Source organism: Acidovorax sp. JG5 (assembly GCF_017939685.1).
GTDB lineage: Bacteria > Pseudomonadota > Gammaproteobacteria > Burkholderiales > Burkholderiaceae_C > Acidovorax.
The window spans coordinates 41,854-67,618 of record NZ_JAGKSE010000002.1 but is presented as its reverse complement, the minus strand read 5'-3'; the positions used below and the strand labels follow the sequence as shown (position 1 = coordinate 67,618).

Below are 25,765 nucleotides of genomic sequence, written 5' to 3'. Positions count from 1 at the left end.
AGGTCCTTGGCTCAGCCGGACCGCCCTTGCGCATCCGGCACAACATCCAGAACAGGCCGGGAGCTCACCCGCAGGTTCCCAGGTGGCCGCACTGCGTGCAGTAGTCGCAGCCGTCCTTGCGGATCACGGCGTGCGCACCGCATTCGGTGCATTTCTTGCCGGCCATGGCGGGGGGCATGCCGCTGGGCTGCGCTGCAGGCTCTTCCAGCGGCAGCTGCTGCTGCACCGGATCGGTCACGCGCCGCGCCAGGATGTTCTGGATGGCATAGGCCATGGCCGCCACCTCGGAGTCGTGCCACATGGGCACGCGGGTGCCGTCGTCCTTCTGGTGCGTGCCCAGGCGCACAGGGCCACGGTCCCACGCCACCTTGCGCATGTCAGAAAGCGCCCGCTCCAGAAAGCCGCCACGGGCCGCCAGCGACAGCAGGCGCATGCTGGCGGTGATCCACTGCTGCGACTCGCCGCTCTGGCCCACGGGCATGAAGAACTCGATGGCGCGATCGACCGTGCCATTGCCGATGCCCGTGGGCACCGGCAGGAACGAGACGATGAGGTACAGCGTCTTGTGGCCTTCCTGCGTCCAGTACTCCAGCTTTTCGGCCACCGCCGAGAGACCGCCCTGGGGCCGGCTCTCGATCACCGTGCGCATGGGGTCCACGGACGATGGCGCAGGTGCGGCCACCTGTGCGACCACCGGTGCGGCATGGGTTTCGAGCACCGAACCCAGGATGGCGTTGGGCCGGTAGGTGGCCAGGCCCTTGAGGCGGGCGCGCCAGGCCTGCAGGTACAGGTCCTTGAAATCGTCGTAGGGGTAATCGGCCGGGATGTTCACGGTCTTGGAGATGGCCGTGTCCACATAGGGTTGCACCGCTTCCATCATCGCGATATGCCCTTCGGCAGGCATGGCCAGCGCCGAGATGAAATAGTCGGGCAGCGCATTCACGTCACCGCCCAGATCGCGGTACAGCCGCCAGGCGTGGTCTTCCACCGAATATTCGCTGGTGCTGCCGTCGGCCTCGCGCTTCTTGCGCTTGTACATCCACGAGAACGGCGGCTCGATGCCGTTGGAGGCGTTGTCGGCAAAGGCCAGGCTCACGGTGCCTGTCGGGGCGATCGACAACAGGTGGCTGTTGCGGATGCCGTGCGTGCGAATGGCGTCCTTGATCGGCTCTGGCAGGCGGCTGGCGAAGGTGCCGGCGGCCAGATAGGGCTCGGCCTCGAACTTGGGGAAGGCCCCCTTTTCGCGGGCCAGCTCTACCGACGCGAGATAAGCCGCGTCGCGCATCGATTGCGCAATGCGCGCCGCCATGGCGCGCCCTTCCTGCAGGTCGTAGCGCAGGCACAGCATGGCCAGCGTGTTGCCCATGCCGGTAAAGCCCACACCAATGCGGCGCTTGGCCATGGCCTCGTCGCGCTGCTGCTGCAGGGGCCAGAAGGTCACGTCCAGCACGTTGTCGAGCGCGCGCACCTGCAGGGCCACCACCTTCTCGAAGGCTTCAAAGTCAAACGACGGCAGGCCGTCAAATCCAAACGGATGGCGCACAAACCGGGTCAGGATGACGGGGCCGAGGTCGCAGCAGCCGTAGGACGGCAGCGGCTGCTCGCCGCAGTTGTGCACCACCAGGCCGTTGGCGTCAAAAGCATGGACATCGGCCACGGTCACGTCATAGACATCCTCCACGCCCGCATCGACCAGCGCCTGCACCGTGGCGGTGAAGCGTTCACGGTTGAGCGCGCGCCGGTACTGCGCCAGACCCTCTTCCAGGCGCGCCGATTTTTCGGTATCGCAAAAGCCCACGCGCTCGGCAAACACCGGCAGGTTGTCGCCGCTGATGACCAGTTCGTGCTGGGCACGGGTGGCATAGGGCTGGGTGCCACCTTGGCCATTGGGCAGCTGGCTGACCGAGGCCGGGCGGCGGTTGCGGTACAGCGTGGACGCAATGCCCATGCGCAGCAGCATGCGTTGCACGGTTTGCAGCAGCGCCTCATCGCTTTGCGCCAGGCGCACGCTCAGGCCCTTGTCTTGCGCGCCTTGCACCGAGCCATCGGCGTCAAACAGCCCGCACAAAAGGCCTTGTGCGAACGCGGACGACTGCCGCTCCATCGCGGGCGTGATGGTTTTGGCCCCCGGTGCCATGCCCAGATCGTGCGCCAGCCGCCACAGCGCGGCACTGGCCATGCGCGCCTCGCCACGCCCGGCCACCGGACGCTGGAAGCCTTTGAAATCGGCACGGTGCGGCAAGGTGGCGGCGGCGGCCATGGCGGCTTGCATGATGCCGTCAGCGCCTGACGCCGCATAGGCCACCGCGCCCTGCCCCACGGCTTTGAGTTCGGGCGCCCACACCGAAATCACGGCCTTGTCGGCCTTGAGGGTGCCACCGCCGATCAGCAGCCCGAGCAGATAGCCCTCCGCCTGCGTGCCCGCGCCAGCCCAGCCGGCAAATGCGCGGTGGTCGTGCAGCACCACCTCATCGCCGGGCTGCAGCTGCGCGGCCTCGGTCCACTCCACTTCCAGGCAGTAGCGGGTCTTGCGCGCCACGCGGCGCACGCGGTGGTCTGCCGTGAGGCGCAGTGCATGCCCTTCACGGGTTTGCAACTGCAGCACGGGCTTGGTGCCGGTCTTGAAGAAGCCTTGGCTCTCCACCCGGTAGGCGCGCCCATCCACCACGGCGGCAAACGGGCGCCCCACCAGGTCGGCCACCTGCGCGGGTCCCTCGGCAGTCATCACCCAGGTGTCGGCGGTCACGCAGGGGTTGGTCGCAGCAATGTCTTCGCAGTAATTGAGGTTGTTGTCCTCGTTGATGCGCCCCAGGAACAGGATGCCCGGCTCGGCGAAGTCGTAGGCCGACTTCATGATGGTGTCCCACAGCTCGCGCGCGGGCACGGTGGCATAGACCCACAGGCCGTCCGCGCGCTGGCAGGCGCCCTGGGCCAGCAGGTGGGCCCCGGGCTTGGCCTTGTGCACCAGCTCCCAGGGGGCGTTGGCCTGCACGGCGGCAATGAACTCGTCCGACACCCCCACCGACACGTTGAAATTGTTCCAGCGCCCCGGTGTGCGCTTGGCGGTGATGAACTCGTGCACATCGGGGTGGTCGATGCGCAGCACACCCATTTGCGCGCCCCGGCGCGCGCCCGCGCTCTCCACGGTGGAGCACGACTGGTCAAACACATTCATGTAGCTGCAAGGCCCCGACGCCATGGAAGCCGTGGCCTTGACCTGCGCGCCCTTGGGCCGGATGCGCGAAAAGTCATAGCCCACGCCGCCGCCCCGGCGCATGGTTTCTGCGGCTTCGCGCAGGGCTTCGTAGATGCCGGGAAAGCCCTCGTCGTCCACGCCCTGGATGCAATCGCCCACGGGCTGCACAAAGCAGTTGATGAGCGTGGCCTGGATGTCGGTGCCCGCTGCGCTCATGATGCGGCCCGCGCCAATGGCGCCCGCATGCAGGTTGTCCAGGAACAGGGTTTCGTACTTTTCGCGCAGGTCGGGGGCTTCTACCGAGGCCAGGGCGCGGGCCACGCGGCGGTAGAGGTCTTCGGCGCTGGTTTCGCCGGGTTTGAGGTATTTTTCACGCACCACATCCAGGCTGATGGGCTGCGACGCAGAGGTGGAGTTCATGGTGGGATGGGGTTCGCGCTTCATGGGTTCGGATGATTGGATGTTCGCCTTCGCGTGGCATTGCGCACTGTCAAGAAGGAGTCAAAGCCCGTCCAAAAGAACCTGCCCGTCATGTTCCACATAGGGGTGGTACGGCCCCGTACCACTGTTGTCAGCCAGCGACGCGGGCACAAAGCCCCCCGTCTTGACATCGAACACATGCACTTCCCCCTCCTCGATCACGTAGTGCCAGCCGTGCAGACTGATCTGGCCCGTCTGCACTCGGCTACGGACCATAGGATATTCCATCAGCCGCTCCAGCTGCAGCACCACGGCCCGCTGCTCGGTGCGACGGAGCACCTCGGGGACGGGCTGCATGGGCAGCAAGGCCTCGCGGCCCAGGTCCAGCCAGCGGTTCAGGTTGGGCGCCTCGGGCGAAACCTCACCATACATCGCCTTGATAGCCCCACAGTGGCTGTGGCCACACACCACGATGCGGCGCACCTGCAGATTGAGCACCGCGAACTCGATGGCCGCCGTGGTGCCATGGTGGCCGTGCGATCCGTCGTAAGGCGGAATGAACGCGCCCACGTTGCGCACCAGAAAAAGCTCGCCCGGCCCCGCCCCGGTCAGCAGGTAGGGCACCAGGCGCGAGTCGGAGCAGCCGATGAACAGGGTGGTGGGGTGCTGCCCCTCGTCCACCAGCGTCTGGAACTGCTCGCGGTACTGGGGAAAGGCGTCGTCGTGGAAACGGCGCAGGCGATCCAGCAGTTCATCTGGCATGGGATGCGTCCGTGCTCCGTGGGCGCTACTGGACCAGCGGAGATTCGGCCGCGTCCAGCGCCACGCCGTCCACCACGGCCACGCCTGCCAGCAATTGCAGATACTGGCGCAATGCATTCACCCAGGCCTGCTGGCGCAGCGTGAGCGCGATGGCCTGGCGCACTTGCTCGAACGCGGGCTCCTGCCCCTGCTCGCGCGCCACCACTTCCACCACATGCAGGCCAAAGCGGCTGTGCACCAGGCGCGCCAGCACGCCGATCTCTGCGCTGCCAAACACCTCGCGGGCAAACTCGGGGGCGCAGTCGGCGCGGGTCAGCCAGCCCAGGTCACCACCCTGTTGGCCGCTGGGGCAGTTGGACCACTGGGCGGCGGCCTTGGCAAACTGGGCACCGCCGTCGTCCGCGCAGCGCAGCTCGATCAGCAAAGCCTCGGCACGCAGGCGCAACTGTTTCACATCGACGCCCGGCGTCACGGCAAACAGCACATGGCGCAGTTGGGCACGCTCGCCCTGGGCATGGGCCGCCGGGTGGGCCTCGTGGTAACGGCGGCAGGCTTCTTCCGACGGATCGGGAATCGGCAGCTCGCGCTCGAGCAGTTGCTCGATGGCGTTCGAGGCCGCGGCGCTGATGGCGCCTTCGACGCCCGGCACATCGTCCTGCGCCAGCAAACCACCTTGCTGGGCCGCCTGGCGCAGCAGCTCGGTGCAGGCGCGCTGGCGCAAGGCTTCTTCGTCCAGCAGTTCATGGGGCGCATTCAGGGCAACGCCATTGATGCGCGCCACCGGCGCTTGCCCGATGGGTTGCCGGGTTGGCGGCACGGGCCCATCGGTCAGCGAGGGCACGCCCACCGTGGCGGCCAGGGCCTCGTACGCAGCCGCCTGCTCGGGGGAGAGCACGCTGTGGCCTGCGCTCTTGCTGCTTGTTTCGGTGGAACTGCATCCGCAGCTCCCGGTTCCGCATCCGCTCATGCTGTGCTCCTTGGGTTGTTTCGCTTCAGGCGCGACGGTCTTGCGATTGCATGTGTCCGGGCGGCAGGTTCAGGCGGCGCGCACGCACCACCTGGTAGGGGCGCAGCACATAGGCCAGCGTGCCAAAGCCGCTCCACACATGCACCAGGCGCGTGAACGGAAAGATCAGGAAGATGCTCATGCCCAGCACCATGTGCGCCTTGAAGATCCAGCCGGCACCGGCCAGCAGTTCCACCCCGCCAGAACGGAAGGTCACGATGCGCTGCGCCCACTCGGCGAGCAACATCATCATGGAGCCGTCCAGGTGCTGGGCCGACAACGGAATCGTGGCCAGGCCCAGGGCCAGTTGCAGCCACAGCAGCACCAGCAAAACGATGTCGCTGGTCTTGGACGTGGCGCGAATGCGCGGGTCCGACAGGCGGCGGTGCAGCAGGATGGAAACGCCCACAAAACCCAGCAGCCCGGCGATCCCCCCCGTCACCATGGCCATCAGCTGCTTGTTGCCCGCGCTGATGAAACCCTCGTACAAGAAGTGCGGCGTGAGCATGCCCACGGTGTGGCCAAAGAACAGGAACAGCACGCCAATGTGGAACAGGTTGCTGCCCCAGCGCAGGCGGCCGGTGCGCAGCAGCTGCGACGAATCGCTCTTCCAGGTGTACTGGTCACGGTCAAACCGCGCCCAGCTGCCAATGAAGAAAACGGCCAGGCAAATATAGGGATAGATGCCAAACAACAGGGTGTCAAGCCAGGCGGTCATGCTGAGACTCCTTCGGGTGCCCGCTCGGCGCGGGGGGTACGAACAAAATGCATTGGCTGCGGCTGGTCGGGCTTGGCCTGACCCTGGGTGCTGCAACCGCCAAACGCTTCGGGCTCGGCCCAGACCTCGTCCATGGGCGGCTCGGGCGTGAGCGCCACCGACTGCACACGCTGGCCCGAGACTTCGAGCACGGCGGCGATCACGCTGGCGTAGGGGCTGTTGCGCACCACGAGGGCGCTGAACAGCGCGTTGAGGATGTGGGCCATTTCGCCCAGAAACTCCCTGGCCACTTCGGGCGGCTGGGTAGAGGCGAACTCCAGCACCACCGGCAGGTGGTCGGGCAGCTCCTCCGCCTGGAACTGCAGGCCAGCCTTCTCGTAGGTCTGCAGCAGGTCGATGAGCGCCGGGCCCCGGTCACGCGAGTCGCCGTGCACATGCTCGAACAGGTGCAGCGAGGTCTGGCGGCCGCGATCGAAGTTGTCCACGTAACGGGCTTCTGCTTCCAGCGGGTCGAGCGCCGCAAGGTGCTGGCACACGGCTTCAAGCTCGGCCATGCGTTCGGCGGTCAGGGCCTGCTCCACCTGCAGCGCGTCGATGAGCTGAGGCATCACGCTGCGCAGCTGCGCATCGGGGTAGCTCAGCAGGTAGCCCAGGGCGCGCAGGGTCAGGCGCACGGAGGTCTGGTTCTTCTTGAACATGATGATTCCTTCCGTTGCACTCAAACAGTGGCCTTGATGGGGATGGTGCGGGGCTTCTTGCCGCCAAACATGCTGACCTCGGTGGCGCCGTCCGAACACCCGTTGCCAAACGAGAAACCGCAGCCGCCCCGGATGTCAAAAGCGTTCTCGGCGTACTCGCGGTGGGCCGATGGGATGACAAAGCGGTCCTCGTAGTTGGCAATCGCCATGACGTGGTACATCTCTTCCACCTCCGCCATCGACAGGCCCGCCTGCTTGAGCACCGACAGGTTCTGGCGCTGCTCCACATGCTTGTCGCGCTGGTAGGTGCGCATGGCCAGCATGCGCTCCAGCGCCCGCACCACGGGCCCGGTGTCACCGGCGGTGAGCAGGTTGGCCAGGTACTGCACAGGAATGCGCAGCTGCGACACGTCGGGGATCTCGCCATTCACGCCCACATGGCCGGCATTGGCAGCGGCCGTGATGGGCGACAGGGGCGGTACATACCAGACCATGGGCAGCGTGCGGTACTCGGGGTGCAGCGGCAGGGCCACCTTCCATTGCACGGCCATCTTGTAGACCGGGCTGTTGCGGGCGGCGTCCATCCAGCTGTCCGGAATGCCGTCGATGCGGGCCTGGCGGATCACATCGGGGTCGTTCGGGTCCAGGAAGATGTCGAGCTGCGCCTGGTACAGGTCGCGGTCGCGTTCCACGCTGGCGGCTTCCTGGATGCGGTCTGCGTCGTACAGCAACACGCCGAGATACCGGATGCGGCCCACGCAGGTTTCCGAGCACACGGTGGGCTGGCCCGCCTCGATGCGGGGGTAGCAGAAGATGCACTTCTCGGCCTTACCCGACTGCCAGTTGTAGTAGATCTTCTTGTAGGGGCAGCCCGAGACGCACATGCGCCAGCCGCGGCACTTGTCCTGGTCGATCAGCACGATGCCGTCTTCCTCGCGCTTGTAGATCGAACCGCTGGGGCACGATGCCACGCACGCCGGGTTCAGGCAGTGCTCGCACAGGCGCGGCAGGTACATCATGAAGGTGTTTTCGAACTGGCCGTAGATGTCCTTTTGCACATCGTCGAAGTTCTTGTCCTTGCTGCGCTTGCTGAACTCGCCGCCCAGGATTTCTTCCCAGTTCGGGCCCCACTCGATCTTCTCCATGCGCTTGCCGGTGATCAGGCTGCGCGGGCGGGCCGTGGGTGCGGCCTTGCTTTCAGGCGCCGACTGCAGGTGGTCGTAGTCGAACGTGAAGGGCTCGTAGTAGTCGTCGATCTGCGGCAGGTTGGGGTTGGCGAAGATGCGCATGAGCAGCTTCCACTTGCCGCCCTGGCGCGGGGCGATCGAGCCGTCCGGGTTGCGTACCCAGCCGCCGTTCCACTTGTCCTGGTTTTCCCATTCCTTGGGGTAGCCAATGCCGGGTTTGGTCTCGACATTGTTGAACCAGGCGTATTCCACCCCTGGGCGGCTAGTCCAGACGTTCTTGCAGGTGACGGAACAGGTGTGGCAACCAATGCACTTGTCCAGGTTCAACACCATGCCGATTTGTGCGCGAATTTTCATCGTTTTTCTCCTTGGCTTCAGGCGTGGGCAGCGGTGCTAGACACGGGCTCATCGTCGAGCCAGTCCACGCGGTCCATCTTGCGCACCAGCACGAACTCATCGCGGTTGGTGCCGATGGTTCCGTAGTAGTTGAAGCCGTAGCTGTACTGTGCGTAGCCGCCAATCATGTGGGTGGGCTTGAGCACGATGCGCGTGACCGAGTTGTGGATACCGCCACGAGTGCCGGTGATCTCGGAGCCGGGGGTGTTGATGATCTTCTCTTGCGAGTGGTACATCATCACCATGCCGGGTTTCACGCGCTGGCTCACCACCGCGCGGGCCGCAATGGCGCCATTGGCGTTGAAGAGTTCGACCCAGTCGTTGTCCACGATGCCGGCGACCTTGGCGTCGTCTTCGCTCAGCCACACCACCGAGCCGCCCCGGTTCAGCGTGAGCATCATCAGGTTGTCGCTGTACGTGCTGTGGATGCCCCACTTCTGGTGCGGCGTGATGAAGTTCAGCGCAATCTCGCGGTTACCGTTGGGCTTCTTGCCTTCGACTTCTTCCAGCGTCTTGAGGTGCACGGGTGGGCGGTAGCTCACAAAGCCTTCGCCAAAGTCACGCATCCACGGGTGGTCCTGGTAGAACTGCTGGCGGCCCGTGAGGGTGCGCCATGGGATGTACTCGTGCACATTGGTGTAGCCCGCGTTGTAGCTGACCTTCTCGCTTTCCAGACCTGACCAGGTGGGTGAGCTGATGATCTTGCGCGGTTGCGCCTGGATGTCACGGAAGCGGATCTTCTCGTCCTCGCGGTGCAGCGCCAGGTGCACGTGGTCGCGTCCGGTCTGCTTGCCCAGGGCTTCCCAGGCCTTGCAGGCTACGTGGCCATTGGTTTCGGGTGCCAGCATCATCACCACTTCGGTGGCGTCAATGTCGGTCACGATGCGGGGCATGCCCTGCGTCACGCCCTCTTCCTTCACGCGGCCGTTCAGGTCGCCCAACTGGCCGACTTCGGTCTGCGTGTTCCAGCCGATGCCCTTGCCGCCGTTGCCGGCCTTATCCATCAATGGGCCCAGGGCGGTGAAGCGCTTATAGAGGTTGGGATAGTCGCGCTCGACCACGGTGACCTGCGGCGCGGTCTTGCCGGGGATGAGTTCGCACTCACCCTTCTTCCAGTCGCGCACGCCATAAGGCTGGGCCATTTCACCGGGGGTGTCGTGCATGATGGGTGTGAGCACCACGTCCTTTTCCACGCCCAGGTGGCCCACGCTGACCTCGCTCACGGCCTTGGCGAAACCCTTGTAGATCTCCCAGTCGCTCTTGGCCTGCCAGGCAGGGTCCACCGCGGTGGACAGCGGGTGGATGAAGGGGTGCATGTCGCTGGTGTTGAGGTCGTTCTTCTCGTACCAGGTGGCCGTGGGCAGCACGATGTCGGAGTACAGGCAGGTCGTGCTCATGCGGAAGTCGAGCGTGACCAGCAGGTCCAGCTTGCCTTCGGGCGCATTGGTGTGCCACTGCACTTCTTCGGGCTTGGCTTCGTCCTTGCCCAAATCCTTGCCCTGCACGCCGTGGGTGGTGCCCAGCAGGTGCTTGAGGAAGTATTCATGCCCCTTGCCCGACGAGCCCAAAATGTTGGAGCGCCACACGAACATGTTGCGCGGCCAGTTGTCGGGATGGTCCGGGTCCTCGCAGCTCATCGTGAGGCTGCCGTTCTTGAGCGACTGCACCACGTAGTCCTTGGCGTCCATGCCCCTCGCCGCAGCATCCTTGGCCACCTGCATCGGGTTGGTCTTGAGCTGGGGCGCCGAAGGCAGCCAGCCCATGCGCTCGGCGCGCACGTTGTAGTCGATCTGGGCGCCGTGGTAGGCGCTGGCATCGGCCAGGGGCGAGAGGATTTCTTCCATGCCCAGCTTCTCGTAGCGCCACTGGTCGGTGTGGGCGTAGAAGAAGCTCGTGCTGTTCATCTGGCGCGGTGGGCGGATCCAGTCCAGCGCAAAGGCCAACGCCGTCCAGCCGGTTTGTGGGCGCAGCTTTTCCTGGCCCACATAGTGCGCCCAGCCGCCACCGCTCTGGCCAATGCAGCCGCACAGCATCAGCATGTTGATGATGCCGCGGTAGTTCATGTCACTGTGGTACCAGTGGTTCATGGCCGCGCCGATGATGACCATGGACTTGCCATGCGTCTTGTGCGCGTTGTCCGCAAACTGGCGGGCCACAGTGATGACCTGATCGCGCGGCACGCCGGTGATCTTTTCCTGCCAGGCGGGGGTGTACGGACGGTCGCTGTCGTAAGTAACACCCTGCTCTTCGCCAGGCAGGCCACGGTCAATGCCGTAGTTGCCGGCCAGCAGGTCGAACACGGTGGCCACCATCACCCGGCCCTGGGCTTCGTGCCCGGCCAGCTCCAGGTGGGACACCGGCACGCGGCGCACCATCACGTCGCCGCCTTGTTCGTTGGCCGTGAAGTTGGGTGTTGCCACTCCGCCAAAGTACGGGAAGGCGACATCGGCAATGTCGTGGGCCTGCGCGCCGTCTTCGATCACCGAGAGCTTGAGCCGGGCGGTGTTGCCGGTGCGTGCTTCCTTGTTCTCCAGGTTCCACAGGCCCTGGTCGGGGCGGCCGTCCGCCCCCCAGCGAAAGCCGATGGAACCATTGGGCAGCGTGACCTGGCCCAGCTCGTCGTAGCCCACGGTCTTCCAGTCGGGGTTGTTCGACTGGTCGAGCTGGCCGGGGAAGTCGCTGGCGCGCACATAGCGGTCGGGCACCATCACCGTGCGGCCATCGGGCAGCGTTTTTTCCTTCAGCACCACCAGCAGCGGCAGGTCGGTGTAGCGGCGCGCGTAGTCGTCAAAGTACGCACTGCGGCCTTTGCCACCGTCCTTGAAGTAGAACTCCTTCAGGATCACATGGCCCATGGCCATGGCCACGGCAGCGTCGGTGCCCTGCTTGGGGTGTATCCACAAATCGCCCAGCTTGGCGACTTCGGAATAGTCGGGCGTGATGGACACGACCTTGGTGCCCTTGTAGCGCACTTCGGTCAAGAAGTGAGCGTCAGGCGTGCGTGTCTGGGGCACGTTGGAGCCCCAGGCAATGATGTACGAGCTGTTGTACCAGTCGGCCGACTCGGGCACGTCGGTCTGCTCGCCCCAGGTCTGCGGGCTGCTGGGAGGCAGGTCGCAGTACCAGTCGTAAAAGCTCATGCACACGCCGCCGATCAGGCTGAGGTAGCGGCTGCCTGCAGCGTACGAAATCATCGACATGGCCGGAATGGGCGAGAAGCCGATGATGCGGTCGGGCCCGTGTTTCTTGATGGTGTACACGTTGGCGGCGGCGATCATCTGGTTGACTTCGTCCCAGGTGCTGCGCACGAAGCCGCCCAGGCCGCGCTGCTTTTGCCATTCGCGCTTGGAGGCATCGTTTTCGACGATGCTGGCCCAGGCGTCCACCGGGCTCTTGGCCAGTGCGATGGCGGCGCGCCAGTGCTTGAGCAGGCGGCCACGCACCATGGGGTACTTCACGCGGTTGGCGCTGTACAGGTACCAGCTGTAGCTGGCACCGCGTGCGCAGCCACGGGGCTCGTGGTTGGGCAGGTCGGGCCGGGTGCGGGGGTAGTCGGTCTGCTGGGTTTCCCAGGTGACGATGCCGCCCTTGACGTAGATCTTCCACGAGCACGAACCCGTGCAGTTCACACCGTGGGTGCTGCGCACGATCTTGTCGTGCGCCCAGCGGTCGCGGTAGGCGTCTTCCCAGGTGCGGTCTTCACCGTTGGTCTGGCCGTGGCCTTGGGCAAAGGTTTCGCGCGGTTGCGAGAAGTACGAGAGGCGATCGAGGAAATGGCTCATCGGGGGCTCCTTAATTTTTCAGTTGTCCATGGTTCTTATACGCAGCGCACCGCGTGTGAAACCGGCACGCTCCAAGCCAGCAGTCGCCGCGGAACTGGCTTTGCCAGGCCGCTGGCGGCGTCCCCCTGGAGGGGGAAGACACGAAGTGGCTCAGGGGGTGTTCCATTTTTTTCAGCAAGGCATCTCGGCATGCTTGCGGGCGTAGTACCACCAGGTGATCACGATGCAAATGACATAGAAGGCAACAAAGGTCCACAGTGCGGCGTCGGGGCCACCGGTCAGCGCAATGGAGCTGCCGTAGCTCTTGGGGATGAAGAACCCACCGTAGGCGGCCATGGCGGCCGTGAAACCCAGGGTGGCAGCGCCCAGCGTGTTGCCCTCCTTGTTGGCCTGCGCCACCGCGGCGGTGTTGTTGCGGTCCACACCGCGCATGGCTTCGGTCAGAAAAATCACGGGAATCATGCGGAAGGTGGAGCCATTGCCGATGCCGGTGGTCAGGAACAGCACCAGGAAGCACAGAAAGAACCCTGTGAACTGCCCCTCGTTGCCACCCGAGGGCAGGAAGAACGTGACGCCCACCACGGCCAGCGCCATGACAATGAAGTTCCACAGCGTGACGCGCGCGCCCCCGAGCTTGTCCGCCAGCCAGCCGCCAAAGGGGCGCACCACGGCACCGACCAGCGGCCCCAGCCAGGCGTAGGCCAGGGGGTTGATGCCGGGAAACTGGCTCTTGATCAGCAAGGGGAAACCGGCGGCATAGCCGATGAACGAACCGAACGTGCCCAGGTACAGCACGCACATCAGCCAGTTGTGCTTGCGCCGAAAAATGACGGCCTGGGTGGAAAACGACGCCTTGGCGTCGGCAATGTCGTTCATGCCGAACCATGCGGCCAGCGAGGCCAGCGCGATCCATGGCACCCAGATGAAGGCCGCGTTCTGCGTCCACACCTCGACCGACTGGCCGCTCTTCACGATCGTCTGCGGGTCACCGCCAAAGATGCCGAAGATGCCTGCCGTCACCACCAGCGGGCTCAGAAACTGCACCACCGACACGCCCAGGTTGCCCAGGCCCGCATTCACCCCCAGGGCCGAACCCTTGCGCTCCTTCGGGAAAAAGAAACTGATGTTGGCCATGCTGGAGCTGAAATTGCCGCCCCCCAGGCCACACAGCAGCGCCAGCACCAGCATCGTCGGATAGCTGGTGGTGTTGTCCTGCACCGCGTAGCCGATGCCGATGGCGGGGATGAGCAAGGTTGCAGTGGAGATGGCCGTCCAGCGGCGACCGCCCACCAACGGCACCATGAACGAGTAAAAAATGCGCAACGTGGCACCGCTGAGCGCAGGCGCCGCAGCCAGCCAGAACAGCTGGTTGGTCGAATACTTGAACCCCAGCCCTGGCAGGCTGACGGCCACGACGCTCCAGACCTGCCAGATGGCAAAGGCCAGGAACAATGCAGGCACCGAGATCCACAGGTTGAGCTTGGCGACGGCTTCGCCTTCACGCTCCCAGAACGACTTGTCCTCGGGTGACCAGATGGTGAGCAGACGCCCCTGGCGGCCGCTGCTGTGTGGGTTGGCAGACATGGTGTTCCCTTAAAAATTTAGTGGGCGGCCTGGTGCGCCGAAGCACCGGTCGGATCCATCACATCGGTGCGACGGACTTCGGTGAAATACATCCAGATCAGCGAGACCCAGACCACGCCATACATCAGCATGAAGGCGCTGGAACGGATGCCAGTGAGGTCCATCAAGGCGCCAAACAGGATGGGCAGCACAAAGCCCCCCAAACCACCGGCCAGGCCGACAATGCCGCTGATGGCGCCAATGTTTTCCGGATAGTCGTCACTGATGTACTTGAAGACGCTGGCCTTGCCGAAGGCAAACGCCACGCCCAGCGCCCCCATCAGCGCGGTGAAGGCATAGACGTTCAAACCGATGTGGAACGTGGTGGGGCCGTTGACCGTGAGGATGGTGAAATCGGTCTGCGGATAGCTCAGCAGGAACAGGCAGATCCAGCTCACCCACATCACCCACCAGGTGACACTGTGGGCGCCATACTTGTCACTGAGCACACCACCAATGGCGCGCAGCACACCGCCCGGCAGCGAGAAGCAGGCCGCCAGCAGCGCCGCCACGCGGATGTCCAGGCCATACTCGCCCACGTAGTACTGCACCATCCACAGCGACAGCGCCACATAGCCACCGAACACAATGCTGTAGTACTGGCAATACTTGATGACCTTGGGGTCCTTGAGCGCCTTGAGCTGGTCGGTGAACTTGACGTTGCTGGGCACCCGATGGGCCGGGTCGCTGTAGCTGAACAGCCAGAACAGCACCAGGGTGCCGAGCATGATGGCGGCATACACCTGCGGCACCATGGCCCAGCCAAAGGCCACCAGCAGCACCGGCGCGACAAACTTGTTCACGGCCGCGCCCGAATTGCCCGCCCCATAAACACCCATCGCCATGCCCTGCCGGTTCTTGGGGAACCAGCGCGCCACATAGGGCGTGCCCACCGAGAACGAGCCACCCGCCAGCCCGACAAACAGGCCGATCGTGAGGAAATGCCAGTACTCGGTGGCATAGCTCATGAGCCAGATCGCCGGCACCGTAATGGCCATGAGCACCGCCATCACGATCCGCCCACCAAACCGGTCGGTCCAGATGCCCAGCGGCACGCGCACCAGCGAACCGGTGAGCACCGGCATGGCCGTGAGCAGGCCGAATTGCGTGGAGCTCAGGTTCAGCATTTTCTTGATGGGAATGCCGATCACCCCGAACATCATCCACACCATGAAGCAGACGGTGAAGGCCAGCGTGCTCACCAAAAGCACCGACCAGGCCTGCCGGCTGCGTTGCGGACTGTCGCCCACCGAAAGCGATGCGTTTGCCATGGGTTGTTCCCTCTTTCCTGTATGGCATGCATCGTCCCGCATGGGCAGGGGTTTGCCCATCCCTCTTCAGGAGGGGTCAGCGTGGCAAAAAGAACGAGGGGGTTACGCCGCCATCGTTCGAAAGAACTATGGGGAAGCAGGAAGCGGGGGATGCGCGCTAGCGCTGGCGATCAGAGGCGTACACGGCGGCCTGCACGCGCGAACTCAACCCCAGCTTGCGCAGGATGTGCTGCACATGGATCTTCACGGTGGTCTCGGCAATGTCCAGCGCCCGCGCGATTTCCTTGTTGCTGGCGCCGCGTGCAATCTCGCGCAGCACGTCTTCCTCGCGCGGCGACAGGGGTGTGCTCGGCTCTGCCGGCGCAGGCGCCTGCGCCTTGCCGGGCAGGGCCGAGGCCAGTGCGTCGTCCGCCTCCGGCGCGCCCTGCGACTGGAAGGCTGCCACCAGTTTGCCCATCAGCTCGGGGCTGACCACGGGCTCGCCGGCAGCAGCGCGGCGAATGGCCTGCGCCAGCAGATCCCCGTCAATGGTCTTGAGAAGATAGCCTTGCGCGCCGTTGCGCAGCGCCGTGGCCAAGTCCTGTGCGTCTTCGCTCACTGTGAGCATGAGCACGCGGGAAGCCGGCGAGGCCTCGCGCAGCCCCCGGATCGCATCCACCCCCGTCACCCCGGGCAAATGGTTGTCGAGCAGGATCACGTCGGGCCGCAGCGCGGGGGCCAGGCGCAGCGCCTGCGCGGCGTCGCCCGCCTCGCCCACCACCTGCAGGCCCGGGTCCTGCCCCAGCAAGGCCACCAGGCCCCGGCGAAACAGGTTGTGATCGTCCACCACGAGCAAGCTGACAGGCGCAAAAGTAGGCATGGGCATCAATGGACGGAATGGGCAGGATCGGCAATGACGGGCAGGGGCGGCTCGCGGGGTTCCTGCGCGGTGGACAGGGTGGGAAGCTCGATGCACACGCGGGTGCCAGCGCCCGGCGCCGACTCCACCTGCACCACCGCACCGATGCGTTGTGCACGCTCGCGCATGATGCCCAGGCCGACATGCACGGAGTCGGGCGGCACGGCCCGAACTTCAAACCCCGTCCCATTGTCCTGCACTTCAAAGCGCCAGCGGGGATGCCGGTGCACGCGCAGTTCCACCCGGGTGGCACCCGAATGCTTGCGCACGTTCGTCAATGCTTCCTGCACCATGTGCAGGACCTGGATCTGCACATCTGGCGGCAGGGGCAGGCCATGGCCCACCATCGTGAGCGTGGTGGCGATGCCGGTCTGGTGCTCGAATTTGGACAGGGTGGTGCGCAGCGCCGCCTCAATGTCTTCTTCGCTGGTGCGCGTGCGAAAGTGCAGCAACAGTTCGCGCACATCGCTATAGCACTCGCGCACGCCCACATCGAGCTCGCCCATGCTGCGGTCCCGCGCCGCGATGTCGCCCTTGGCCACGGCATCGCGCAGCAGCTGCGTCTGGATCTTGAGGAAAGCCAGCGACTGGGCAATCGAGTCGTGCAGCTCGCGCGCCAGCAAGCTGCGCTCATGCGCCACGGCGGCCTCACGCTCCAGGGCGGTGGCGCGCAAGCCTTCCATGGCGCTGGCCAGGTGGCGCGTCATGGCTTCCAGAAGTTCACGCACCTCATCGGTCAGCTCTACCGAGGAGCGAAAGAACAGATTGACCTCGCCGAGCACCCGCTGCTGCATCTGCACGGGAATAGCCACCAGGGTCTGATAGCCAGCATCGCGGCAATGCGGATACGCCAGCGTAGTGGACGCCATGATCGGTATGACGCGGGTGTGTGCCTGGCTCTGCGGCTGGCCACACATGCAAGTGCCCGTGTGCAGGCAATGCTCCTCTTCGGTCATAGCGCGCGGCATACCGTCGCCAGCCAGCAGCACATAGCGCTCATTGGCCTCGTCGGACCAGCGCGCCGCAACGGCATCGGCACCCGCCACACGGCGGATCTGCTTGACAAAGCCTTGCGCCAGGGCGTCCAGCCCGGTCGCCGTGGAGGCCAGCGCGCTCACTTCATACAGCGCCGCCAAGCGCTGGTTCTGCACGGCGATGCTGGCGGTCTTCTCGCGCACCTTTTGCTCCAGATCGTCGTGCGAGGCCTGCAATGCATGGGCCATCTGGTTGAAGCCCGCCGAGAGCTGGCCGAATTCGTCGTCAGTCTCCACCGGCAGCCGCGCCCCCCATTCGCCCTGGCGCAGCCGTGCCAGCGCCTGCTGCAGTTGCGACACCGGATTGAGCACCAGCAGATAACTCACCGCCATGAAGGTCACCGCAGCCGCAATGGCCACCGCCATCATGATCAGCTGAAACACATGCAACACGGCCGTCCAACCGGCGATCTGGATTTCTATGGCCTCGACAAAGCCGTCCACCTTCTGCACCAAGCTGTCGGCCTGGGCCAGCGAGCGGGCGCGGTCTGGCGGCAAGCCAGCAGCCCACTCCTTGCGCAATGCCGCCCAGGTGGTGCGGACTTCTTCAAAGCGCGCCCGCGTATCTGCCCCCCAGGGCACAAACAGGGGTCGCGAGGGATCTCCCGTGCGCAGCAACTCCAGGCTGGCGTCGAACTGCCGCGCATGCCTTTGCACCGCTTCGGGCGACTCAGTCTGCTGCACCAGAACCATGCGCAGCATGTTCATGCGCAGGCGCCCGGCCTCGTTGACGGCTGCGGCGCCCCCTTCGAGTTTCCAGGCCACCCACAGCGTCAAGCCGATGGATGCCAGGGCCACCAACAGAAAGCCCCCGCCCATGGCCAGCAGCTTGAAGGTCAGCGGGGACTTGGTGCGCATGGGCGCAGTGTAGGAAGGTCGCGCGCCCCATGCCTTGACTTGAATCAAGACCAGGGCGCGCAGCATGCCCCCCTGCCGCCGACAACGCCCAGACCCCGGCGGCCCGCGCCTACACGGCCTGCCGGGCCCGCACCAGCGCGGCAAACGCCTCGGCCGCAAGGGGACGGCTGCAGTGATAGCCCTGATAGCTGTCGCAGCCGCGCTCGCGCAAAAACACCAGCTGCTCCGCCGTCTCAACCCCCTCGGCCAGCACCTGAAGGCCCATGCTGTGGCCCATGGCGATGATGGCCGCACTGATGGCCATGTCGTCGGCGCTGCGCGGAATGTCGCGGATGAAGCCCTGGTCGATCTTGAGCACATCGATGGGAAAGCGCTTGAGCTGCGCCAGCGACGAATAGCCGGTGCCGAAATCATCCACCGCCAGCCGCAGGCCCAGTTCGCGCAGGCGCCGCATGGTCAGCCGTGCCTCGTCTTCGCGCTCGGCGAGCGCACTCTCGGTGATTTCCAGCTCCAGCAGCGCGGCCGGGAATCCGGTTTCCTTTAGCGCCGACGCGGTGCAACCCACCAGGTCGGTCAGCTGAAACTGGCGCGGCGACACGTTCACCGCCAGCGTCAGCGCAGGCAGCCCCTCGTCGCGCCAGCGCTGCCCCTGGCGGCAGGCCTCGCCGATGATCCATTCCCCCAGGGGGCCGATGATGCCCGACACCTCGGCCACAGGGATGAAGCGGGCTGGCGAAATCAGGCCTTCCTCGGGGTCATTCCAGCGCACCAGCGCCTCGGCGCCCACGATGCGCCCCGTGGCAATGTCGATCTGCGGCTGGTAATGCAGCACCATGTGGCCGTGCGCCAGCGCCAGGCGCAGGCGCGACTCCAGCGCCAACCGGTCGCGCGCGGACTGGGTCATTTCCTCGGTGTAAAAACACCAGGCCCCGCGCCCCAGCGCCTTGGCCCCATAGACGGCAGTATGGGCGCCCTGCAACAGGGTCTGAGCCGTGGCGGCATGCTCCGGAAACATGCAAATACCCACACTCGCGCCGGCCACCACCTCGAACCCGTCGGGCGAGTGCCAGGGCTGCGCCACCACGGCGATCAGCTGCTGTGCCACCGCCGCCGCACCATCGGCATGGCGCAGATGGCGCACCACCACGGCCAGCTCATCCCCGGCCATGCGGCCCAGCAGGTCGCCCGGCCGCATGGCCGCTTGCACCCGGCGTGCGATGTCCTTGAGCACCTGGTCGCCAATGGCATGGCCATAACTGTCGTTCACGTCCTTGAACCGGTCCAGGTTGAGGTGCAGCACGGCCATGCGCTCGCCGCTGCCGCGTGCCTGCACCACGGCGTCTTCCAGCTGCCCGCAGAACCACAGGCGGTTGGACAGGCCGGTGAGCGCGTCGTTGTGCGCCAGAAACTCCATGCGCTGGTGCTGCGCCTTCTCGTCGGAGATGTCGGTGAACATGCACACATAGTGCGTGGCCGTGCCAGCGGCATCGCGCACCACGCTCAGCGACATGTGCTCTGGAAACACATCGCCGCTCTTGCGCCGATTCCAGATTTCGCCCTGCCAGCGCCCGGTGCGCCTCATCGACTCCCACATCGCCTCGTAAAACGCCCGGTCGTGCCGGCCCGACTTGAAAACGCGCGGGGTCTTGCCCAGCAATTCGTCCTCGGTGTAGCCCAGCATCCGCGTGACCGATGCGTTCACCGAGAGGATGCGGTTGTGCGTGTCGGTCACGATCACGCCTTCGCTCATGTGGTCCATCACGGTGGATGCCAGGCGCTGGCGCTCATCGACCTGGCGCTCGCGGGTCAGGTCGGTCAGGATGCCCGAGAAGCGCTCGGGCTGCCCCGCCGCGTTCAGATGGCGCACCCCCCGCGCCATGAACCAGCGATAGCTGCCGTCAAAGCAGCGCAGCCGGGCCTTTTCGACAAGGGGCTCGCCCGAGGCCAGGGCATAGCGCACGGCCAGCCGCACGCGCTCGCTGTCATCGGGATGCAGCCGCTCGCGCAGGCGGAAATCCCGCGCGAAATCGTCGCCCTGGTAGTGCAGCATGCGCGCCACGCTGGGCGAAAAGACGGTACGGGGCCGCCCCAGGTCACGGTCCCACATGCCGCCCCCACTGCCCTCCACCGCCAGGCGCAGGCGCGTCTCGCTGCGCTCCAGCGCGGTGCGCGCAGCCTGGATCTCGCCCATGTCCTGCAGCACACAATCCAGATGGGCCGGCTCATCGCCTTCTGCGGGCACAAAGGTCACCATGTTGAGCACATGCACGATGCGTCCGTCGGACGGCCGGTGGCACTGCCGCGCCCCCAGGTAATGGTCGATCTCGCCGGCCAACAGACGCTCGATCTGCTGCATGGCGTGGTCCGGGTCTGCGGCCTGGACAACGTCGCGAAAATTCAGCGCCTGCAGGGCCTGCAGGTCCTCGCCCAGCATCCTGCACAGGCAGCCATTGGCCCACAGAATGCGCCCGTCAATCGCCACCCGCGCCATGCCCACCGGAGCGTGGTGCACGATCTGCGCCAGCTCGCGCGCCACTGCCGAGCGCTGCCGCTCCACCTTGCGCATGCACCCCAGCAGCCAGCCAGCCATGGCGCTGGTGATGAGCACATACAGCCAGCCCTTCCAGGTCTGAAACTGCGTGATCTGCCCGGGCGTGCCGGCCCATTGCGCCAACAATGCGTCGCCCGCAAACACCCATGCCACGCCAAAAACGAGGTAAAGCACCACACCCCACCAAGGCGCCAGTTTCGGGATGCAACCCGTGATTCGCATAAAGCTCCTTATTCCAACACCTACGGCCCTTGCTGCGACAATGGCGCAGCTATGACCAACGCCTACATCCTTACCCTGTCCTGCCCCGACCGCCTGGGGCTGGTGCACGCCGTCTCGGGCTTTTTACTGGAGCACGGCGGCAACATCGAAGAAGCCGCGCAGTACAACGACCACGCCACGGGCCTGTTCTTCATGCGCGTGCAGTTTGCGTGCGACCAGCACGACCACGCCACCCTTCAGGCCCGCCTGACCAGCTTTGCAGAGCCCCACCAGATGCGCTGGAGCCTGCATGCCACGGCCCAGCCCGTCAAAACCGTGCTCATGGTCAGCAAGGAAGGCCATTGCCTGAACGATCTGCTGTTTCGCTGGAAAAGCGGCCTGCTGCCCATCGACATCCGCGCCATCATCAGCAACCACCGCGACTTTTACCAGTTGGCGGCCAGCTACGACGTGCCGTTTCACCACATCCCACTGACCGGCACGACCAAGGCGCAGGCCGAGGCAAAACAGTACGAGATTATCGAGGCCGAAGGGGCCGAGCTGGTGGTGCTGGCGCGCTACATGCAGATACTATCTCTTGACCTATGTCAAAAACTGGCGGGACGGGCCATCAACATCCACCACAGCTTCCTGCCGAGCTTCAAGGGCGCCAAGCCTTATTACCAGGCGCATGACCGGGGCGTGAAGCTGATTGGCGCCACCGCCCACTATGTGACGGCCGACCTGGACGAAGGCCCCATCATCGAGCAAGACGTGGCCCGTGCCGACCACACCGACACGGTGGAAGACCTCACCGCCCGCGGCCGCGACACCGAAAGCCAGGTGCTGGCCCGCGCCGTGAAGTGGCACAGCGAGCACCGCGTGCTGCTCAACGGCCACAAGACGGTTGTCTTCCGTTAGCCGGCCACCCATGGCCACTGCAGCCCCGTCCTCCTTCCTCAGCAGCGCCGCAAAGCGCATTCCACCCATCCAGTGCCTGCTGACGTTTGAAGCGCTGGCCCGGCTGCGCAGCGTGACGCAGACGGCCGACGAACTTTGTGTGACACCCAGCGCCGTGAGCCACCGCGTCAAGCAGCTCGAACAGATCCTGGGCGTGCGGCTGTTTGGCCGGGCCGATTTTTCGCTGACCACCGAGGGCAGCGCCTACCTGGCCCATGTGCGCGAGGGCCTGGGCGCGCTGCAGCGCTTTCCGGGCGCTGCCTCGGCACCGGGCCGGCGACGGCTCAAGCTGGCCGTCACGCCCACATTTGCGCGCGCCATCCTGATCCCGCGCCTGCGCCAGTTCACCGCGGCCTACCCCGAGATCGACCTGGCGCTGCAGGTGTCCATTCCGCTGCTGGACGTGGTGGCCGAAGACGCCGACCTGATGGTGCGCTTTGGCCCCGGTCACTATGCCGACGTGGAGCATGTGGAAATTGCCCGCGATGTGGTCACGCCCCTGGCATCTCCCGCCTTCGTGCGCGAGCACGGGCCTTTCGAGCGCCCCGAAGACCTCGAAGGCGTGCCCCTGCTGCGCAGCCCGCTGGAGCCCTGGCGCACCTGGTTTGCCGCCACGGGCCTGAACTGGGCCGAGCCCAGCGAGGGCTCGCAGTTCAACGACATCGGCCTGATGTGCGACGGCGCCGCCGCCGGCATGGGCGTGGCGCTGGTGCGCCTCAAGCTCGGCGCGCCCTGGCTGGAAAACGGCACCCTGGTGCGCCTGTTTGCCACCGACACCGCCAGCCCGCACGCGCACTACCTGTGCTGGCGCACCGGCACCATGGATCGGTGGGAGTGCGCGGCGTTTGCGGAATGGCTGCGCAAAACCATGGCATAAGATTTTCCAAGCAAAATACATCTCTGGCGCTTTCTGGGCAATCGCCGACAGCTATTATTAAGATAGCATTCAAGCCATTCCATCGTTATTTTTCACGGCCACGCGCAAAAAAGCTCAAGCCTGGGCGCATGGCCATCCCCTACAGTGACAGCCATGAATACTGCCGCCGCCCCCACCGCAGCCCTGTCCGAGCGCGCCGCACGCCAGGCCGAAGTTGTCCAGTCCCTGGGCCGTGTGCTGCCCGCACACGCACTGCTCTGGCACACCGAAGACACCACGCCCTACGAATGCGACGGCCTCACCGCCTACCGCCAGCGCCCGCTGGTGGTGTGCCTGCCCGAGACCGAGACGCAAGTCCAGGCCGTGCTGCAGGTGTGCCACCAGCTGCAGGTGCCCGTGGTGGCACGCGGCGCGGGCACAGGCCTGTCCGGCGGCGCCATGCCCCACGCCATGGGTGTGACGATGTCACTGGCCAAGTTCAACCGCATCCTCGACATCAACCCCGAAAGCCGCACGGCCGTGGTGCAGTGTGGTGTGCGCAACCTGGCCATCAGCGAGGCGGCAGCGCCGTATGGCCTGTACTACGCGCCGGACCCCAGCAGCCAGATCGCCTGCACCATCGGCGGCAACGTGGCCGAGAACTCGGGCGGCGTGCACTGCCTCAAATACGGCCTCACGGTGCACAACGTGCTCAAGGTGCGCGGCTTCACGGTGGAGGGCGAACCCGTCGAATTCGGCAGCGAAGCACTGGACGCCCCCGGCTACGACCTGCTGGCCGCCGTGATCGGCAGCGAGGGCATGCTGGCCGTCACCACCGAGGTCACCGTCAAGCTGATCCCCAAGCCCCAGCTCGCGCGCTGCATCATGGCCAGCTTTGACGACGTGCGCAAAGCCGGCGACGCGGTGGCCGCCGTGATCGCCGCCGGCATCATCCCCGCTGGCCTGGAGATGATGGACAAACCCATGACCGCCGCCGTGGAAGATTTTGTCCACGCGGGCTACGACCTGTCGGCCGAGGCCATCCTGCTGTGCGAAAGCGACGGCACGCCCGAAGAGGTGGAAGAAGAAATTGGCCGCATGAGCGACGTGCTGCGCGCCGCCGGCGCCACCGCCATCTCGGTCAGCCGCGATGAGGCCGAACGCCTGCGCTTTTGGAGCGGCCGCAAAAACGCCTTCCCGGCCAGCGGCCGCATCAGCCCCGACTACATGTGCATGGACTCGACCATCCCGCGCAAGCGCCTGGCCGACATCCTGCTGGCCATCCAGGCGATGGAGAAAAAGTACCAGCTGCGCTGCGCCAACGTCTTCCACGCGGGCGATGGCAACCTGCATCCGCTGATCTTGTTCGACGCCAACGATGCCGACCAGCTGCACCGCTGCGAGCTGTTTGGCGCGGACATCCTGGAGACCAGCGTGGCCATGGGGGGCACGGTGACGGGCGAGCACGGGGTGGGGGTGGAGAAGCTCAACAGCATGTGCGTGCAGTTCTCGGCGGAAGAGAACGCGCAGATGTTGGGGCTCAAGCATGCGTTCGATCCAGCGGGGCTGTTGAACCCCGGCAAGGTGATTCCTACGCTGAACCGCTGTGCGGAATACGGGAAGATGCTGGTGCGCGGCGGGCAGATCAGCCATCCGGAGTTGCCGAGGTTTTGAGGGTGGCGCCGTTTTTGCGAGGAATTGGCTGCTGGTGCTTATCTACCAAGCAAAAACCACGAATTCACCCCTGAGCCAACCACTCCCGAAACACCCCCGCCCGCCCAAAATGCCCACACGCGACGAACGGCACCGGCGGCCGCAACGCCGACAGCGGCGAGGGATGGTTGGCACACAACACCCGGTGCCCGCGATCACCAGGAATGATCACCCGCTTGGTTTGCGCATGCGCGCCCCACAGCATGAACACCACCGGGCGCGGCCCTTCGGCCACCTGGCGGATGACGGCATCGGTCAGCACCTCCCAGCCCTTGCCCGCGTGGCTGGCGGGCTGGCCCTCTTCCACAGTAAGGCAGGTATTGAGCAGCAGCACGCCATTACGCGCCCACCGCACCAGGCTGCCGCCAGGCTGCGGAAACGCAGGCGGTGGCGTGCCCAGGTCGCGCTGCAACTCCTTGAAAATGTTGCGCAGCGACGGGGGCAGCGGCACGCCCGGCGCCACTGAAAACGCCAACCCCTCGGCCTGACCCCGGCCGTGGTAGGGGTCCTGGCCCAGGATGACCACGCGCACCGCTTCGGGCGGCGTCAACTCCAGTGCGCGCAGCGGGCGCGGGGGAAAGATGGTGGCGCCGGCGTCCAGCCGCGCTTGCAGAAATGACCGCAGCTTCTGGCCGGACGCGCTGGCAAAAAACCCATCCACCAGCGGCTGCCAGCCCGGTGCCACAGGCCAGTCGGCGGGGTCGGCACCCTGCAATTGCGCAGGGGCGGTCGCTGGGTCGGCAAACAGGTCATTCATAGTCAAAATGGCCTCCAGCGCTTATACAGAAAGCGCAAGCAGCTATCAATTTTGATATTCAGGCAAACAGCTTGGCCAGCGCCAGACCCGGATCTTCCGCACGCATGAACGCCTCGCCCACGAGAAAGGCGTGCACGCCGGCGTCGCGCATCGTCTTCACGTCCACAGGCGTGAGGATGCCCGACTCGGTGACCAGCAAGCGGTCGGCCGGCACATCCTTGAGCATGCCCAGCGTGGTCTGCAGCGTCACCTCGAAGGTGCGCAAGTTGCGGTTGTTGATGCCGACCAGCGGGGTCTTGAGCTTCAAGGCGCGCTCCAGCTCGGGGCGGTCATGCACTTCCACCAGCACGGCCATGTCCAGGCTGCGGGCAATGGCTTCAAAGTCGGCCAGCTGTGCGTCGTCAAGGCTGGCGGCGATCAGCAGAACAGCGTCGGCGCCCATGGCGCGCGCTTCGTACACCTGGTAGGCGTCCACCAGAAAATCCTTGCGCAGCACCGGCAGCTGGCAGCTGGCCCGCGCCTGCTTGAGGTAGTCCACGCTGCCCTGAAAGAACTGCTTGTCGGTCAGCACCGACAGGCAGGCCGCACTGACGGTGCCATCGCCATCGGCGTAGCTCTGGGCAATGTCGGCAGGGATGAAATTGGCGCGGATCACGCCCTTGCTCGGGCTGGCTTTCTTGACCTCGGCAATCACCGCGGCCTGGCCCTTGGCGATTTTGGCGCGCAGCGCGCCTTCGAAGTCGCGGGTGAGCACGCGGCTCTCGGCGTCGGCGCGCATGGCTGCCAGGGGCATGCGCTTTTGCGCGGCGGCAACTTCTTCGTGCTTGACCGCGACGATTTTGTTCAGGATGTCACTCATGGTTCGAACCTCGCAACGG

Annotated in this window: 17 protein-coding genes; 3 read left to right on the top strand and 14 right to left on the bottom strand. The window is 65.5% G+C overall.

What is annotated here, in order from left to right; translation table 11 throughout:
• Positions 1-64: 64 nt before the first annotated feature.
• The 12 genes from J8G26_RS02685 to J8G26_RS02630 all read right to left on the bottom strand — a co-directional run bounded on the left by J8G26_RS02685 (position 65) and on the right by J8G26_RS02630 (position 20,622).
• Positions 65-3,640: an LAGLIDADG family homing endonuclease gene (locus J8G26_RS02685; RefSeq protein WP_210567839.1), complete on the bottom strand. Its 3,576-nt coding sequence runs from the start codon at positions 3,638-3,640 to the stop codon at positions 65-67.
• A gap of 57 nt (positions 3,641-3,697) precedes the next feature.
• On the bottom strand, positions 3,698-4,378 hold the full coding sequence (locus J8G26_RS02680) for a carbonic anhydrase (protein WP_087747784.1): 681 nt from the start codon (positions 4,376-4,378) through the stop codon (positions 3,698-3,700).
• Between the two features lie 25 nt (positions 4,379-4,403).
• Positions 4,404-5,345 (bottom strand): peptidylprolyl isomerase, encoded by a 942-nt coding sequence (locus tag J8G26_RS02675; RefSeq protein WP_232476427.1) that lies wholly within the window; start codon positions 5,343-5,345, stop codon positions 4,404-4,406.
• 25 nt (positions 5,346-5,370) lie between these two features.
• On the bottom strand, positions 5,371-6,102 hold the full coding sequence (narI, locus tag J8G26_RS02670; protein WP_087747785.1) for a respiratory nitrate reductase subunit gamma: 732 nt from the start codon (positions 6,100-6,102) through the stop codon (positions 5,371-5,373).
• Entirely contained in the window at positions 6,099-6,800 is a 702-nt protein-coding gene (gene narJ / locus J8G26_RS02665; protein WP_210567838.1) for a nitrate reductase molybdenum cofactor assembly chaperone, read from the bottom strand. The genes narI and narJ overlap by 4 nt, the downstream gene beginning before the upstream one ends.
• A 20-nt stretch (positions 6,801-6,820) precedes the next feature.
• Entirely contained in the window at positions 6,821-8,344 is a 1,524-nt protein-coding gene (gene narH, locus J8G26_RS02660) for a nitrate reductase subunit beta (protein ID WP_210567837.1), read from the bottom strand.
• Between the two features lie 17 nt (positions 8,345-8,361).
• Positions 8,362-12,165: a nitrate reductase subunit alpha gene (locus J8G26_RS02655; RefSeq protein WP_210567836.1), complete on the bottom strand. Its 3,804-nt coding sequence runs from the start codon at positions 12,163-12,165 to the stop codon at positions 8,362-8,364.
• A gap of 171 nt (positions 12,166-12,336) precedes the next feature.
• Entirely contained in the window at positions 12,337-13,749 is a 1,413-nt protein-coding gene (locus J8G26_RS02650; protein ID WP_087747789.1) for a NarK family nitrate/nitrite MFS transporter, read from the bottom strand.
• Between the two features lie 17 nt (positions 13,750-13,766).
• On the bottom strand, positions 13,767-15,059 hold the full coding sequence (locus J8G26_RS02645; RefSeq protein ID WP_087747790.1) for a nitrate/nitrite transporter: 1,293 nt from the start codon (positions 15,057-15,059) through the stop codon (positions 13,767-13,769).
• A 157-nt stretch (positions 15,060-15,216) separates the two neighbouring features.
• Entirely contained in the window at positions 15,217-15,918 is a 702-nt protein-coding gene (locus J8G26_RS02640) for a response regulator (protein WP_210567835.1), read from the bottom strand.
• A gap of 5 nt (positions 15,919-15,923) precedes the next feature.
• Positions 15,924-17,849, bottom strand: coding sequence for a type IV pili methyl-accepting chemotaxis transducer N-terminal domain-containing protein (locus J8G26_RS02635; protein ID WP_210567834.1), 1,926 nt, complete (start codon positions 17,847-17,849; stop codon positions 15,924-15,926).
• Between the two features lie 109 nt (positions 17,850-17,958).
• Positions 17,959-20,622 carry an EAL domain-containing protein gene (locus J8G26_RS02630; protein ID WP_210567833.1) on the bottom strand — a complete coding sequence of 888 codons (2,664 nt, stop codon included), beginning with the start codon at positions 20,620-20,622 and terminating at the stop codon, positions 17,959-17,961.
• Between the two features lie 51 nt (positions 20,623-20,673).
• Between J8G26_RS02630 and purU the strand changes: the two genes are divergently transcribed.
• The 3 genes from purU to J8G26_RS02615 all read left to right on the top strand — a co-directional run bounded on the left by purU (position 20,674) and on the right by J8G26_RS02615 (position 24,091).
• Entirely contained in the window at positions 20,674-21,522 is an 849-nt protein-coding gene (gene purU / locus J8G26_RS02625) for a formyltetrahydrofolate deformylase (RefSeq protein ID WP_210567832.1), read from the top strand.
• 10 nt (positions 21,523-21,532) lie between these two features.
• Entirely contained in the window at positions 21,533-22,438 is a 906-nt protein-coding gene (locus J8G26_RS02620) for a LysR substrate-binding domain-containing protein (RefSeq protein WP_210567831.1), read from the top strand.
• Positions 22,439-22,591: 153 nt separating this feature from the next.
• A complete protein-coding gene (locus J8G26_RS02615; RefSeq protein ID WP_087747794.1) occupies positions 22,592-24,091 on the top strand; it encodes an FAD-linked oxidase C-terminal domain-containing protein in 1,500 nt (499 codons plus the stop codon).
• Between the two features lie 64 nt (positions 24,092-24,155).
• On the opposite strand, the gene J8G26_RS02610 is transcribed toward J8G26_RS02615, so the two are convergent.
• Both J8G26_RS02610 and trpC read right to left on the bottom strand, forming a co-directional pair.
• On the bottom strand, positions 24,156-24,887 hold the full coding sequence (locus J8G26_RS02610; RefSeq protein ID WP_210567830.1) for a uracil-DNA glycosylase: 732 nt from the start codon (positions 24,885-24,887) through the stop codon (positions 24,156-24,158).
• A gap of 58 nt (positions 24,888-24,945) precedes the next feature.
• Positions 24,946-25,746 (bottom strand): indole-3-glycerol phosphate synthase TrpC, encoded by an 801-nt coding sequence (gene trpC / locus J8G26_RS02605; protein ID WP_210567829.1) that lies wholly within the window; start codon positions 25,744-25,746, stop codon positions 24,946-24,948.
• Positions 25,747-25,765 lie beyond the last annotated feature (19 nt).